The organism is Pseudomonas oryzihabitans NBRC 102199, assembly GCF_000730625.1.
GTDB lineage: Bacteria > Pseudomonadota > Gammaproteobacteria > Pseudomonadales > Pseudomonadaceae > Chryseomonas > Chryseomonas oryzihabitans.
Map to the genome: position 1 here is coordinate 90,605 of NZ_BBIT01000009.1, position 14,110 is coordinate 104,714.

Genomic DNA, 14,110 nt, shown 5'->3' on the forward strand with positions numbered 1-14,110 from the left:
CCGCTTTTTTCGCTACAAACACCTTACATCGAGCTTCTGTCTCAACAGTCTCCGTAGATCTGCAGTTAAGCCAGCTCGACCTCGAAGACAGTGCTCTACTGGCGTTTTTTGATATAGGCGCAGCGTCTCAGCTGCAGGGAGCTGATGCGGCCGCCCTTACTCCGCCGCCGCTACGATGGCAATCTCGACCAGCAATTCGGGTGCGGCCAATTTGGACTCGACGGTGGCCCGCGCGGGTGCCTGCCCTTCCGGGGCCCAGGCGTCCCACACCTCGTTCATGCCGGCGAAGTTGGCCTGGATGTCCGACAGCCACACCTGGGCGCTGAGGATGCGCGTCTTGTCCAGGCCGACCTTGGCCAGGTAGTCGTCGATCTTCTGCAGGACCTGCGCCGTCTGCCCCTTGATGTCCTGGGTGCGATCATTGGCCGTCTGGCCGCCGACGAAGGTGATGCCGCCCTTGTACTGGACGACCCGGCTCATGCGCTGGTTGGTTTCGATACGGGTAATGGGTTGCATATAGGCTCCTTTACTGGCCTGGGGGTTGAGGAATCTCTGTGGAAGCGATCGATGGCAAAGGCCGCAAGATCGATGGATGAAGACTCGCCCAGCACCAGCTGCGCGACCCGCTGGCCGGTGCCAAGGCTCATCTGGAAACCGCTGCCGCAGTAACCGAACGAGTAGGTCAGGCCACTGGCGCGACTGCTGCTTGAGATGACGGGTAGATCGTCTTCGGTGAAGGCTTCAATACCGGACCAGGCGCGGTTGATGCCGAGGTGCCTGAGGTGCGGAAAGAGATCCGTCACGGTCTGGGCACTGGTCACCAGACGAGCGATATCGACTTCGCCATGGCGGGCCTCGAAGTCCAGGGCACCGATCAACTTGCCGCCAATGACCACTGTGCCGTTGTCGAACTGCTTGAAGGACAGGGCGCGACCGGTGGCGCCGAGCACCTGCCTGCAGAAGGGCGCCACTCGATGGGTCACCATCAGCATCAGGCCTTGCGGATAAGTGGGTACCGGCTCGCCCACCTCGGCAGCCAGGCGACCCGCCCAGGCACCTGCTGTCACCACCAGATGGTCCGCCTCGAACTTTCCCTTGCGCGTTTCGACCTGCCAGCGCGTGCCGCGCTGGGTGACGGACAGCGCAGGCGTCTGCTCATGCAGCACCACACCCAAGCGCTCCGCCGCCTGCCGAACCGCCGTCACCACACGGTAAGGCGTCGCGTAGCCATCGTCCGCCACCCAGATGCCCCCCACCACATGGGGCGCCACCGTCGGTAGGAGCTCGAAGACCTCCTCCCGATCGATGAGCACCTCATGGGTGAAACCGTGCGCCTGGAGGTGGGCGACTCGGTCCCGGCATTCCTGCAGCTCTGCGTCGGTTTCGGCCAGCTTGAGCTGGCCGCTGGCGACGAAACTCGCGTCCGTCCCCAGCAGCGCCGGCAGGTTGTGCCAGAGTTCTCGGGACGCCAACGCCAGGGGAATTTCCGCGAGATGCCGGCCGAGCGTTCGCACCCCGCCGGCGTTCACACCAGAGGCATGCCGTCCGGCGTAATCGGCTTCGAGCACGATTACCCGCACGCCGCGCTGCGCGAGATGCCACGCCGTGCTCAAGCCATGCAGACCGGCGCCGATGACGATCACGTCCGCCGTCCTGTCAGCCACTGGCGAGCTCTCCCAGGGTAATGGGCTTGATCGGTGGCCGAATGCGGTAGTAGCCCACCTCGTCGGGCGTGAGTCCGCGGGACTTGGCGATGATCTCGGTAACGGTCAATCCGCACATGCGGCCTTGGCAGGGACCCATGCCGCAGCGACCGAAGGATTTCGCCTGATTGGGTCCGCTGCAGCCGAGCTCGACGAAGCGGCGGACATCGCCTGCCGTCACTTCTTCGCAGCGGCAGATGGTGACGTCGTCCCGGGCGGGAATCCGGTTCTCCTCGCGCGGGCGATACAGGGCATCGAGGAAGGGGCGGATACGCAGGTTGCGCTCCAGCTCGGCGCGCAAAGGCGCAGCCTGGGCATCGCGCTGGGCCGGGGTGAGCTGGCCGAGGGTACGCGCCAGCCCGAGCGCGGAGAGTTGCCCTTGCAACGCGGCCGCCTGGGCACCGCCAATCCCTGCGCCATCACCCGCCACCGAGATGAAGGGCACATCGAGCGCGCCCCATCGATCGGTTTCCGGTACGAAGCACAGTTGCGCATCATCCCAGCGATGCTGAGCCCTGAGCGCCTGGGTGAACTGGATGTTCGGCACCACGCCCTGATGCAGCAGCACGGTGCTGGCCGACACCCGTTGTGCCTTCCCGTCGACGACGAAGCTGAGCGCCTGCGCCTGCCCTTCCCCTTCGACCTGGAGTTGCTCGGCACCAGTGTAGTGCGGGACCTCTCCTTTGCGCAGGGCGCGCAGGAGTGAGACACCCTTGCGCAGATAGGGCCAGGCCCGCAGCGCCCCCAGCAGGTGTACACGGGCGCGCCAGTAGTCCTCACGGCGACTGGTGTCCACCAGGGCCGCGATGGGGATGCCCGCCCGCAGGTATTGCCAGCCGAGCAGGTAGAGCAGCGGTCCGCACCCGGCCAGCACCACCGGTCCCTGCGGACCGATGCCGGCGGTCTTGAGCAGGATCTGCGCGGCCCCGGCGGTCATCACCCCAGGCAAGGTCCAGCCGGGAATGGGAAAGGGTCGCTCCATCGCACCGGTCGCCAGCAGCACGGCCCTGGCGGCGAAGGAGCGTACCTGTCCGTTCTTGAGATAGTGCACCTGACGCTCGCGGGTGATCTGCCAGACGGAGGCACCCGTCTCATGGCGCACGGTCGTGCTCTTCACCGCATTCGCCAAGTGGGCGCCGGCGGCGTAATCCGGCCCGAGCAGCGTGCGACGCGCGGGTGAGGCGCTGTTGATACCGCGATATATCTGCCCGCCCACCGCCGACTGCTCGTCCAGCAGCACGACGGAGAGTCCCAGGTCTGCCAGGGTGCGGGCCCCGGCCATGCCGGCCGGGCCCGCGCCGATGACGACGACGTCCACAGGTTCGAGATTCATGGCTGCACCTCCATCACCACGGGTTCGGCAGCGGTGAAGGGCAGCTCCCGGGCGCCCTGCTGCGAACGGATACGCATGCCGTCGGCCGCCTCGATCAGGCAGCTCTGGCGACTCGGCACCCCATCGATCTCAACCAGGCATTCGAAGCACACGCCCATCATGCAATAGGGTGCACGGGCTTCACCGCCCACCGGCGAGGTGCGGAACTGCCGTACGCCGGCCAGCAGCAAGGCGGCGGCAACCGTGAGACCGCTCGGTACCTGGAAGGCCTGGTCATCGAAGGTCAGGGTGATGAGGCGGCCGCCTTCGGCATCGATGCGGCGAAACAAGGAATCAGTGGGCATGGGAAAACACCTCCCCCGTAAGAAAACGTTCGCCAGCGAACACCGCCAGCTCTTCCGGCTGAACACCGCCGCGGACCCAGGGCGCGATCCGGGTCGCGTGCGCCGCGGCCAGGGTCACGCCGCTGTGGCAAGTGACGACGAAGGCACCGGGATGCGAAGCGGACTCCTGATAGATCGGATAGCCGTCCGGGCTCATGACGCGCAAGGCGCCCCAGGCGCGCACCAGGCGTACATCAGCCAGCAGCGGAAAGGTGTTGACGCCGCGCTGGGCGATCCGGGCGAGCACGTCGGTAGTGGTCAGGTCGTTGAAGCCGACCTCCTCCATGGAATCGCCGAGCTGCACGCTGCCCTCGTCGGTCTGGCGCACATTGATCGTCGGGTAGTCGAGGAAGGGGCGAACCCGCTCACTGACCAATACCTGCCCCCGATTCGGCGCGACCGGCGCATGCAGCCCGACCTGCTCCCCCAGCGCTCGATTGCCCAGGCCTGCCGCCAGCACCAGGCGCGGCGCGGTGAAGCGCTGCCCCGGCGTGACCACGGCGAATTCGCCCGGCGCGGAATCGATCCGCTCGACCGACATCCGCCCCAGTATCGTCGCCCCGTGGTGCCGCGCCCCGGCGTGCAGAGCGCGCAGCAGCTTGAGCGGATTCACGTGGCCATCCATGGGCGTGTAGCTCGCCCCGACGACCTTCGGACCAATGCCGGGCAGGCGTGCCCGCAGATCCGCCCGATCCAGCATTTCGAAGGGGTAATCACCCAGACCCGCCTGCATACCTGCCAGGCGCACCTGCCGCTCCGCCAGCTCCTGATCGGAAAAGCACATGTGAAAGCCGCCGGGCTGCCTCAGTCGAACATCGACGTCCGTCTCCGCCAGCAGGCCCTCGGCCAGCCCGGCCCAGGCCAGCGCGGAGGACCGCGTCCAGCGCGAATATTCCAGGCGGTCGAAGCCCTTGCCCTGCACCCAGACCAGGCCGAAGTTGCCCCGCGAGGCGCGGAAGGCGTCATCGCCCTGGTCGAGCACCAGCGTCTTGGTACCGGCCTTTGCCAGGCCATAGGCGACCGCCATGCCGACCAATCCACCGCCAACCACGATGACCTCTGCCGAGGTGGGTATGTTGCTGTCGTTCATTGCTTCTCTCCGATCAGCACGCGATCCAGGCCAACGAGCCGATCCAGCAGCAGCATCACCGCCAGGGTCCCCAGGATCAGCACCGTAGAGGCCGCCGTGATCAGGGGATCGATGGTCTGGGCGATCTGGTTGTACATGGCGACCGGCAGGGTCGTGGTGCCTGGCGTGGCGACGAAGACCGTCATGGTCAGTTCGTCGAAACTCTGGATGAAGGCGAGCAGCCAGCCACCCACCACGCCGGTGCGGATCCGCGGCAGGATCACCCGCCAGAAGGTCTGCAGCCGATTGGCGCCCAGGGACAGCGCCGCGTGCTCCGCATCGCGCTCGAGGCCGATGGTGGACGCCAGGGTCAGCCGCAAGGCATAGGGCAGCACGACGATGACGTGGGTGATGCTCAGGGCCCACAGCGAGCCGCCCACCTGGGCGAGGGAAAAGAAGCGCAGGAAGGCGATCCCCAGCACCACCGAGGGAATCATCAGCGGCGACATCAGGAAGCCCGTGATCGCCCCGCGGCCGGGAAAGTCGTAGCGACTGATGGCCAGCGCCGCGGGGACCGCCAGCAACGTGGCGACCGTCGCCGACACCAGGCCCAGCTTGAGCGACAGCCAGAAGGCATCGACCATTTCCTGATTGGCCCACAGTGCCTGGAACCAGCGCAGCGACAGGCCACCAGAGGGCAGCGAGATGAAGCCTTCGCCGGTAAAGGACACCGCCATCACCACCACCAGCGGCGCGACGATGAAGGCGATGAAGAGCGTATGAAAGGCAAGGGAGAAGAAACCGTTCCGGTACATGGCGATCACTCGAAGACGTGTTTGAAACGGCGCTCGGCCAGCCGGCTGCAGCCCACCACGATCACCAGGTTGGCGATCAGCAGCAGCACCGCGATGGCGGCGCCCAGCGGCCAGTTCAGCGAACCGAGGAATTCGTCGTAGGCGGCCGTGGCGACCACCTTGAGGCGACGGCCGCCGATGATCGCGGGAGTGGCGAAGGCCGAGGCCGCCAGGGCGAAGACGATGATCGAGCCCGAGAGGATTCCCGGCACGATCTGCGGCAGCACCACCCGCCTGAACGTCGTCATCCGCGAAGCGCCCAGCGACAAGCCGGCCTGCTCCACCTGCAGATCGAGCTTTTGCAGGCTGGCCCAGACGGCGATCACCATGAAGGGCACCAGCACATGCGTCAGCGCCAGCACCACGCCGAACTGGGTAAACATCATGCGGATCGGAAAATCGATGATGCCCAGCGCCTGCAGCGCCTGGTTGATCAGCCCGTTGTTGCCCAGCAGGATGGCCCACCCCAGGGTGCGCACCACCACCGAGATGAGCAGCGGGCCGAGTACCACCAGCAGGAACAGCGCCCGCCAAGGTGCCCGCATGCGGGCGATGATGAGCGTCTCCGGCACGCCGATCAGGACCGAACAGATGGTCACCGCGAGCGCCATTCCTCCGGTACGCAGAAAGATCTCGTGGAAATAGTCGTCTCCAAATACCTCTAGGTAGTTGGCGAGCGAGTACACGGGAATGACGCCCTTGGTGTCGCTGAACAGGTTCAACGACAGCATGGCCGTGAGCACCAGCGGCGCCGCCAGCAAGGTCAGGAACACGAGAAGCGCAGGACCGGTCAGCAGCCAGGGCGCGCTGCCGACGCGCTCGGCATCATAGGTGGCCATGGGACACCTCCCGGCCGAGCAGGCGCAGGTCATCGTCCAGCCAGGTCAAGCCCACCTCCTCTCCTTCCAGCGGCGGCGGCGCGCCGAGGTTCGGTTGCGTCAGGTTGACCGGCCCCAGGGGGCTCTCGACACCGATCAGCCAGAGGTTGCCGAGGAACATCCGCATGCGCACCGTGCCGCGCAAGCGCGCTTCGGCAGGATCGGCCAGGCGAATCTTTTCCGGACGCAGGTAGACGTTGACGTCGCCGTCGAACTGATGCCCCTCATGAGGGATATGCAGCATCAGACCGTCGACCTTGACCTCGTAGCAGCGCGGCTTGCGGGTCTGGACGGCACCGGGGAAGGCATTGGTCTTGCCCAGGAAGCTCGAGGCGAAGGGCGACTGGGGCCGCTCGTAGGTCTCGAACGGCGAACCGATCTGCACGATGCGCCCACCGTGCATCACCGCGATGCGGTCGCTCATGGTCATAGCTTCAACCTGATCATGAGTGACCAGGATGGTGGTGATACCCAGATCGCGCTGGATGGCGCGCAACTCGATGTGCATGTCTTCGCGCAACTTGGCGTCGAGGTTCGACATCGGCTCGTCCAGCAGCAACAGGTCCGGGCGGATCGCCAGTGCCCGGGCGATGGCCACCCGCTGACGCTGCCCGCCCGACAGGGCCTTGGGATAACGCTCGCCCAGGCCCTGCAGCCGCACCATGTCGAGTGCCGATTTCACCCGCTCTGCCCTATCGCCACGCGCCACGCCGCGCATCTCCAGGCCGAAGCTGACGTTCTCGGCCACGGTCATGTGGGGGAACAGCGCATAGCTCTGGAACACCATCCCCAGCCCGCGCTTCTCCGGCCGGACATGGGTGATGTCTCGCCCGTCCAGCACGATGCGCCCGGCGGTGGGCTGTACGAAGCCGGCAACGCTCTGCAGGGTCGTGGTCTTGCCGCACCCCGAAGGGCCGAGCAGGGAGAGAAATTCGCCTTTCTCCACTGCCAGGTCGAGCCCGGCGATGGCGGTGAAGTCACCATAGGTTTTGACGAGGCCGTCGAGGATCAGGAAAGCCATGGGCATGCCTCCGGCGATCACGAGGGCGTGATCACTGTTCGTCCAAGGGAGGTGGGAGCGACCGGTTCCTAGGGAAAAACCAGCCACTCGATCATTGAGCGAGTCGGAACCGGACGATGGTGAAATGGATTCAGGGCTTGGCGCTGTGGCGGGTAGATAAGTAGCCCGAAGGCGCCCTCCTCTCCAGCCGCAATCCCGGTGTCATTTCATCGCCGTCTGGCCTGTACGCCCTCTATCGCTCGATGGTCCTGTTCCAGCGCGTCGTCCACTCGGAACGCTTCTGGTTGATGGTGTCCCAATCGACCTTGAGCAGGCTGTCGACCTTTTCCTGTCCGTAAGGCATACGGGCAGCCAGTTCTGGCGGCAGCTCCACGGTGCGATTCACCGGCGCAAAGCCGTTACTTTCGGACTGGATCTTCTGGATTTCCGGCGACAGCACGTACTGAATGAATTGCTGGGAGAGCTCGGACTGCGCGTTGGGTGTGACGGAACAGGCGGCGACCTGGAGGGCTACGGCGCCCTCCTTCGGATAGATGAACTTGAGTGGAAAGCCGGTGTTCTGCAACGCCACCGCCCGGCCACTGCCGTACACCGCCATGACCACGTCACCGTTCTGCATCATCCCGTCCATCTCGCCCGGTGCACTGACCCAGGCCAGTACATTGGGCGCAATCTTTTTCTCGAACACCGCGAAGCCCGGATCGATGTCTTTTTCGCCGCCGCCATTGAGCCGCGCCATCTCGATCAGCGAATGCAGTCCGTAGGTATTGGTGATCGGCGGCATGCCCAGCAGTTGCCGATATTTCGGATCTTCAAGATCGGTCCAGGACGTCGGCGCCGCCCAACCGCGCTTCTTGAAGGCTTCTTCGTTGTAGCCGATCCCCGTGGCAACCATACCCACTGCCGTGGCCTCGGGACTCAGACGCGCCAGGGGATACAGGTCCTGGTAGACAGCCGCATCCGTGAGCTTTTCGCAGAACCCCAGCTGAAGTGCCTGGTACATGGGGCCGTCGTCCATCATGGCGACATTGATCTGCTGCCGCCCCTTCTGTGCCTGCAGCTTGGCCAGCGTCTCAGTCGAGTTGCCCGATACATACACAACCTTGACCCCATGCGCTTTCTCGAAGGCGGGAATGACGCGGGTCTTGTACATCTGCTCGGTGGAGCCGCCGACCCCCGCGACGTACAGCGTCACTTCAGCGTGAGCGGGAAGCGTCATGCCAGCGGTCGCTGCGGCCAACAACAGCGCGGACAGACCCTGACGCCAGGATATGGATGAGGTACGGACGAAATACGGACTGGTCACGGGCAATGCTCCCTTTTTTGCGTTGCGGCAGATCGAGAACGTCGTGAGGACACGACCGGAAGATCCAGGCATCCGCCTCCGAGGACATCGCGGTAACCGCCATCGGAAACGCTTTCTTTTTATGGGGCCATTTGGCTTGTGACCGAGTATTGTCAGCCTAAACCCATAGGGTCAAATACGAAGGTACGGGTTAAGTATTCATATTTGATATGGAGAGCTCTGTTGAATCTCAGGCAGATCGAAGCCTTCCGCAGCGTGATGCGTCTAGGCTCCATGACCGCGGCCGCCGAAGCCCTGCATACCTCGCAGCCCAACGTCAGCAGACTGATCGCCCAGCTGGAGCTGAGCACCGGACTCAAACTGTTCGAGCGCGCGGGCGTACGGCTGATACCCACGAAGGAAGGCAGCGCCTTCTTCCAGGAAGTGGAACGGGCATATGTAGGGCTCGATAGCCTACGTCAGTCAGCCAAGAACATCCGTAACCTCGGTACCGGCCGCCTGCGTATCGCCGCGGTACCCTCTACCGGACTCACGCTCATTCCCCACGTCATCAAGGACTTCGTCGCGACCCGTCCCGAGCTGACCGTCTCCCTGCACATGAACGCCTCGCCCACCGTGGTGCAGTGGGTGCAGTCTCAATTCTGCGATCTGGGCGTAGTGGTCCAGCCCAGCGACGCCGGTCCTCTGGAAACGCTGCTCATCACCAGGCTCCGCGCCGTCTGCGTCCTACCGCCAGGCCATCGCCTAGCGTCACGAGAGGTTATCAGGGCGCAGGATCTCCACGGCGAGAACTTCGTCTCCCTCTGCCATGGCGACGGCACCCGCGAGCAGATGGACAGAGTCTTCGAGCAGGCCGGCGTCGAGCGCAAACTCGCCGTGGAAGGCCAATACAGCTCGATCACCTGCGAGATGGTCGCCGCCGGCATGGGCGCCGCGCTCATGAGCCCGAACGTTGCCCAGGATTTTCTGCACAAGGGCATCACTATCCACCGATTCGAGCCTGAGCTGTTGTTTCCGGTTTATGTTGTTGTGCCAGCAGGATCTAGCCAGACGCCGTTGGCGACGGACTTTATTCAGGCGCTACGGAAGCATTATGCACGGCACTTTCTGCAGTGAGAGCTGATTGCCATGGCCCTCTTTCCGCTTGAGGGTTGCTATAACGAAATTTATATCGGTTTTCCGAAAGGAAGCAGGACGCGACAGGCCACTCATTCGGCTAACTCTCTGCGAAGAACCTGTTGCACCCTCGGACGCCACGTTCAGACCAGGGGAATCACAGCCTCTATTACCCTAGCGCCGAATCCAGATAGCGGGGTTCTCAACAGCCAACGGCAACGGTCTAACTTGCGTAGCAAAGACGCTCCAGACGATGTCCGGCGTCTCCTGAACAGGCACTGGTCATCGGAACGATTGTCATAACCTCTGCACACACAAGAGGAGAACTCATAGCTATCAACGCGGAACTCAAAGCTGAAATCTTGCGCCGCCTTATGAGGCCCTGCCCGCCGGCCAAAAATATTCGGGTATTCGCCCGGTCAACGTGCGTGTTCAGTGTGCAGTGTTGATCTGCCTGAGCACACTTTGCCGCATCGGTGAGCTACTCAAATCTGAATGGCGGCATGTGGATCTGGACAAAGGCACCTGGTTCATCCCAGCCGAAGCGACCAAGGGCCATAAGGGTAAGCGCCAGGACCACCACGTCTTTCTGTCAGCCTTTGCTCTTGAGCAGTTCAAACGACTGCACACAGAAACAAGCGACACGCCGTTCTGCTTCCCCAGTAAGAATGGCAAAAATCACGTTGACACCAAGACAGTCAGCAAGCTCGTCGGAGACCGACAGTGTCGCTTCAAAAACCGCAGCAAGCCCTTAGCGGGCCGCCATCATGACGACTCACTGGTGCTGAGTAAGGGCACCAAGGGCGAGTGGACTCCGCATGACCTGCGCCGTACGGGCGCAACCATGATGCAGGAGCTGGGAGTCACCCTAGAGATCATTGATCGCTATCAAAACCATCTCTTAGGTGGTTCCAAGGTACGTAGACACTACCTGCACCACGACTATGCGAAAGAGAAAACCGAAGCTTGGAGACTCCTCGGCGAACGCATTGGAGCCATCATGGCCAATCGAGCGCACCACACCTTAGTGGAGACGGATACTTGACCACCACCCCAACTGTATTTAGACAAGTCCCCTCAACCACGGCTCACCCATATGGTGTTTCTACTTTGATTGCCGCAGGTTCCGCTAGGGCAGCAGCCCTCAGCTTGATCGGAAGGTTGCAGGAATACTTCATTATTTGGGGAAACAGATTTTCTTCAGGTGCATCTCTCGACTTCCAGCGACTCAGAAAGTCTCGGTGCCCAAAAAACACTAAATGCAGTCGAGCTCGGGAGCAAGCAACGTTGAGTCGCTTGCGATCAAGCAGGAAATTGAGGCTGCCCTCAGTGCGAACGGTTGAATAACAAACAATATCGGCCTCGCTTCCCTGAAACGCATCGACCGTATCGACCGCAACCTCTAAGGTCCCCAGACGCCCTTCGCTCCATCCCATTGCACGCAGGCGCTCGCGGATGCGCTCCTTCTGCCCGCCATATGGGGTAATAACAGCCACTGTATGCTTTGCCTGTGTTGAATCGGCAAGCTCGCCCAAAAATCTGACGATCTCCTTTACTTCCTGAGAGTTCTCCTTGCTTTTCGAGCGGCGTGATTGTTGCTGCCGTCCGTTGACGTCCACCCAGTAGATACTTTTCTCTAGCACATATCGTTTTTCGAATGTTTGATGATCGCGGCCATTGTGCAGAACTCGCTCGTCATGACGGGTGTAGAAAAGCTCGGCGACTAGGTCACCAATCGCCGGCGCCATGCGGTATTGCAGGTTAAGTGTTTCGCGGCACTCTGCCGGCAAGCGCTCAAACATGACCTCGAAGAAGCTGGTATCTAGGAAGCTCTCTCGCAAAAAACCGAGCTCCTGAGCAGCATCATCCTCTCGCAATAGCGGCGCGATACTGGGAGGTAGCTGGTAATGGTCACCCACTAAGATCACTTTGCGTGAACGCAGGATGGGAATCAGGATTTCAGGCACCGTTGCCCGCCCAGCTTCGTCGATGATCGCAAGATCGAACTGCAGCTGATCAACCCCCCCTTTGTTGGTAGCCAGGCCCACACAGGTAGCCCCCACAAGATTCCGATCAGCGAGCAAAGTAATGAAAAACTCATCGTTGGCCGTACGAGCTTGCGCAGCCTGCCTAACCATGCAAAGCCACTTATGGCATAGCGTAGCCTGCTCACGAGGGAGGCTAACTGCGCCATCTACAGCTCTTTTCTCAAGCTCAGCCAGATAGTCAGTGTATTGGCTATCAAAGCCCAAAGGCTTGATCGCAGTGCTCATCTTTTCCGGGTTGCCAATACGAATCGTACGAATAGGCTGCTCCAAGGCATCCGCATGCTGATCCAAAAACTTACCCAACGCGTTATCCACTGCAGAATTCTGCTGCGATACCACTAGGATCCGAATCGAGGGATTGCGGTGAAACAGCTGGTAGAGCATCTCGACAATCGCCGTGGTCTTACCTGCTCCCGGTGGCCCTTGGATCAGAGCGATATTGCGCTCCTTCAGCGCCAATTCGACCACACGCTTTTGACTCTCATCGAGGCTTCCCATCCACTCAATGGGCGCATCAAGCTGCTGCTGTTGGGGCAGGTAATGCTCAGGTGCCAGTAGGATGTTTTTTAGAGCTGGGTTGACCAGCTGATCATTGAAGAAATCATCTAGCGCTTGCCCCTGACGCTTGAGTGCCGCATTGGGAATCGTGATGACCAGCCGCAGCATTGGTGCTGTCTCTTGAGGCAGCAAGAAACTTCCTTCGATGCTGATGCAGTCCTTCGTACGCGTATAGACAGGTCGGCTTTTCCGCTCATTGCGCAAAGCTGGAATGAACTCACCACGCTCAGCGTCCCATTGATGCAGGCGCACACAGTGATCCGGGTTAAGCGTAGTGCTCTCGGAAAGAACTTCACGGAGCTGCTCAGACACTTGCTCGAAGGATTCACGCGCCTCCATCGGCATCCTGTCTCGCATTAGACGCAGAACGCCCTCCTCGCGCTCAGCAATAGCCAGCGGATAGTCCAGCGTGAAGACCTCCTCGCATCTGCGCTGGTAAGCAATGACCTGTTCCCAACGCTGATAGAAGCGGCTTTGAGCCAGACGCGCGGGAGAGTCCTGCATGTCCAGCGCTGACTGAGCACAGAATCGCAAGAACTCCTCGACCCCAGAGACCCAACCCACTGAAGCCTGCCGAGCCAGTTGCTGGCCGATAAGCGTAAAGCGAAAAGGCGTATCAATCCCCAGCTGCGGCAGGCCACACTGCACTACCTGCTGCACCTCTAACGCTGGGTTATCACGGCCCGGAATACACTCAACCCGCACCGAGGCTTTAGCCAGGGAAATAACGCCTGTGGCAGCGGCATAGCCCAGCAAAGTCCAGGGTTCCTCGGCTTCAAAAAAGCGCTGGTCAGTAACATCATTGAGGTACTGCTCATCAACCTCGACATACAGCTGCTGGTATGACTGCACGCTTCGAGCTTGATAATTGAACTCGCTGACCTCAATGCCGGTGCGTGGCTGCGTAAATGGGTTGTGGCTCAGGCATAAATCGTAATGGGTCGGATATACCTGAACCTTCTGCCCGGAGAGCAAGCGTACTGCCGGATGCAGGCATTGGTTGACGGGAAGCACGGCACGAATCATGCCGCCAAAAAGGCTTCCAATGATGACCTGCTTTACCTTGTGGTCGACCACAAACTGGACAGGATTGCCTGGGATGATGTGGTGATAGTACAGAGCGCCTCGAGCCACACAGCCGTAGAAATGCCCAGCCATATATTTGTGTGCCGACTTGATCAGCACGGGGATCTCATCGTTGTACTCCAGCGCTAGGGCTTTCTGAGCAAAATCGTCCTTCTTGCCAAAGGAGATTTGATGGCCAAAGCGCGGCAAGGGCATCTCAATCTCGCTCATGGCTACCAACACTAGCTTGCCCGGGTATAGCCACTCTAACGGCAACAACGGCTCGACCGGATCAAGTGCCAATAATTGCGCGAACTGCCCCTGGCGCAGCAGGCTTTGGATCTGCTCTTCAGCAAACAGTAAGTACCGCTGATACTCCTGTATGCGCACCTTGGCATCTTCGAGCCGTGCATACTCACGGCGCAAAGCAGATTTTCGATAAGGACTGGACGTCTTGTCGGCCACCTCCGCGTTGATCATCTGTTCGAGCTTTTTCAGCTCAGCCGAAATCCCTGCGACCTCCTCACGGTACTCACGAATCAGCCGAAGTAGTCCCTCGGCATATTCATCAGCAGTCTCTCGCTCAATTTTGGCTTGCTTGCTGGCTTGCGCTGCCGTTGCCATCCCGGCGCGCTTGCGGATTTTCTCAGCTCTTTCGCGCTCTCGCTCCTGCTTCTCACGCTCCTCCTCAGTCATGCTGTTGAAAAGCCAGCCGATCGTTTTAGCCGCCAACAGAACTACAAGGCCAGCAGCAATGACGTAACCCTTGCTCATAC

11 protein-coding genes and 1 pseudogene are annotated in these 14,110 nt (G+C 61.4%); 2 read left to right on the plus strand and 10 right to left on the minus strand.

All coding sequences use genetic code 11. The features are described from left to right. Positions 1-156: 156 nt before the first annotated feature. The 9 genes from POR01S_RS10815 to POR01S_RS10855 all read right to left on the minus strand — a co-directional run bounded on the left by POR01S_RS10815 (position 157) and on the right by POR01S_RS10855 (position 8,619). Positions 157-516: a RidA family protein gene (locus tag POR01S_RS10815; protein ID WP_042135772.1), complete on the minus strand. Its 360-nt coding sequence runs from the start codon at positions 514-516 to the stop codon at positions 157-159. Continuing rightward, positions 477-1,643: an NAD(P)/FAD-dependent oxidoreductase gene (locus POR01S_RS10820; RefSeq protein ID WP_255211826.1), complete on the minus strand. Its 1,167-nt coding sequence runs from the start codon at positions 1,641-1,643 to the stop codon at positions 477-479. Before POR01S_RS10820 ends, POR01S_RS10815 begins: the two co-directional genes overlap by 40 nt. A gap of 13 nt (positions 1,644-1,656) precedes the next feature. Then, complete coding sequence (locus POR01S_RS10825) at positions 1,657-3,036, minus strand: FAD/NAD(P)-dependent oxidoreductase (RefSeq protein ID WP_042135776.1); 1,380 nt, start codon at positions 3,034-3,036, stop codon at positions 1,657-1,659. Further along, the gene (locus POR01S_RS10830) at positions 3,033-3,380 is read right to left on the minus strand and encodes a (2Fe-2S)-binding protein (protein ID WP_042135778.1); all 348 of its coding nucleotides are present in this window, start codon (positions 3,378-3,380) and stop codon (positions 3,033-3,035) included. Before POR01S_RS10830 ends, POR01S_RS10825 begins: the two co-directional genes overlap by 4 nt. Further along, positions 3,370-4,509, minus strand: coding sequence for an NAD(P)/FAD-dependent oxidoreductase (locus POR01S_RS10835; RefSeq protein WP_042135780.1), 1,140 nt, complete (start codon positions 4,507-4,509; stop codon positions 3,370-3,372). The genes POR01S_RS10830 and POR01S_RS10835 overlap by 11 nt, the downstream gene beginning before the upstream one ends. Further along, positions 4,506-5,303: an ABC transporter permease gene (locus POR01S_RS10840; RefSeq protein WP_042135782.1), complete on the minus strand. Its 798-nt coding sequence runs from the start codon at positions 5,301-5,303 to the stop codon at positions 4,506-4,508. Before POR01S_RS10840 ends, POR01S_RS10835 begins: the two co-directional genes overlap by 4 nt. A 5-nt stretch (positions 5,304-5,308) precedes the next feature. Beyond that, a complete protein-coding gene (locus POR01S_RS10845) occupies positions 5,309-6,181 on the minus strand; it encodes an ABC transporter permease (protein ID WP_042135784.1) in 873 nt (290 codons plus the stop codon). Next, positions 6,168-7,241, minus strand: coding sequence for an ABC transporter ATP-binding protein (locus POR01S_RS10850; protein WP_042135786.1), 1,074 nt, complete (start codon positions 7,239-7,241; stop codon positions 6,168-6,170). Before POR01S_RS10850 ends, POR01S_RS10845 begins: the two co-directional genes overlap by 14 nt. 232 nt (positions 7,242-7,473) lie before the next feature. Next, positions 7,474-8,619 carry an ABC transporter substrate-binding protein gene (locus POR01S_RS10855; protein WP_081875202.1) on the minus strand — a complete coding sequence of 382 codons (1,146 nt, stop codon included), beginning with the start codon at positions 8,617-8,619 and terminating at the stop codon, positions 7,474-7,476. Between the two features lie 150 nt (positions 8,620-8,769). Here POR01S_RS10855 and POR01S_RS10860 point away from each other — a divergent pair, with 150 nt between their 5' ends. Further along, complete coding sequence (locus tag POR01S_RS10860) at positions 8,770-9,663, plus strand: LysR substrate-binding domain-containing protein (RefSeq protein WP_042135787.1); 894 nt, start codon at positions 8,770-8,772, stop codon at positions 9,661-9,663. 373 nt (positions 9,664-10,036) lie between these two features. Next, positions 10,037-10,708: pseudogene (locus POR01S_RS10865) on the plus strand (site-specific integrase); the annotation flags it as partial. Between the two features lie 43 nt (positions 10,709-10,751). On the opposite strand, the gene POR01S_RS23110 reads toward POR01S_RS10865, so the two are convergent. Then, a complete protein-coding gene (locus POR01S_RS23110; RefSeq protein ID WP_052382651.1) occupies positions 10,752-14,108 on the minus strand; it encodes a DEAD/DEAH box helicase in 3,357 nt (1,118 codons plus the stop codon). Between the last annotated feature and the right edge of the window lie 2 nt (positions 14,109-14,110).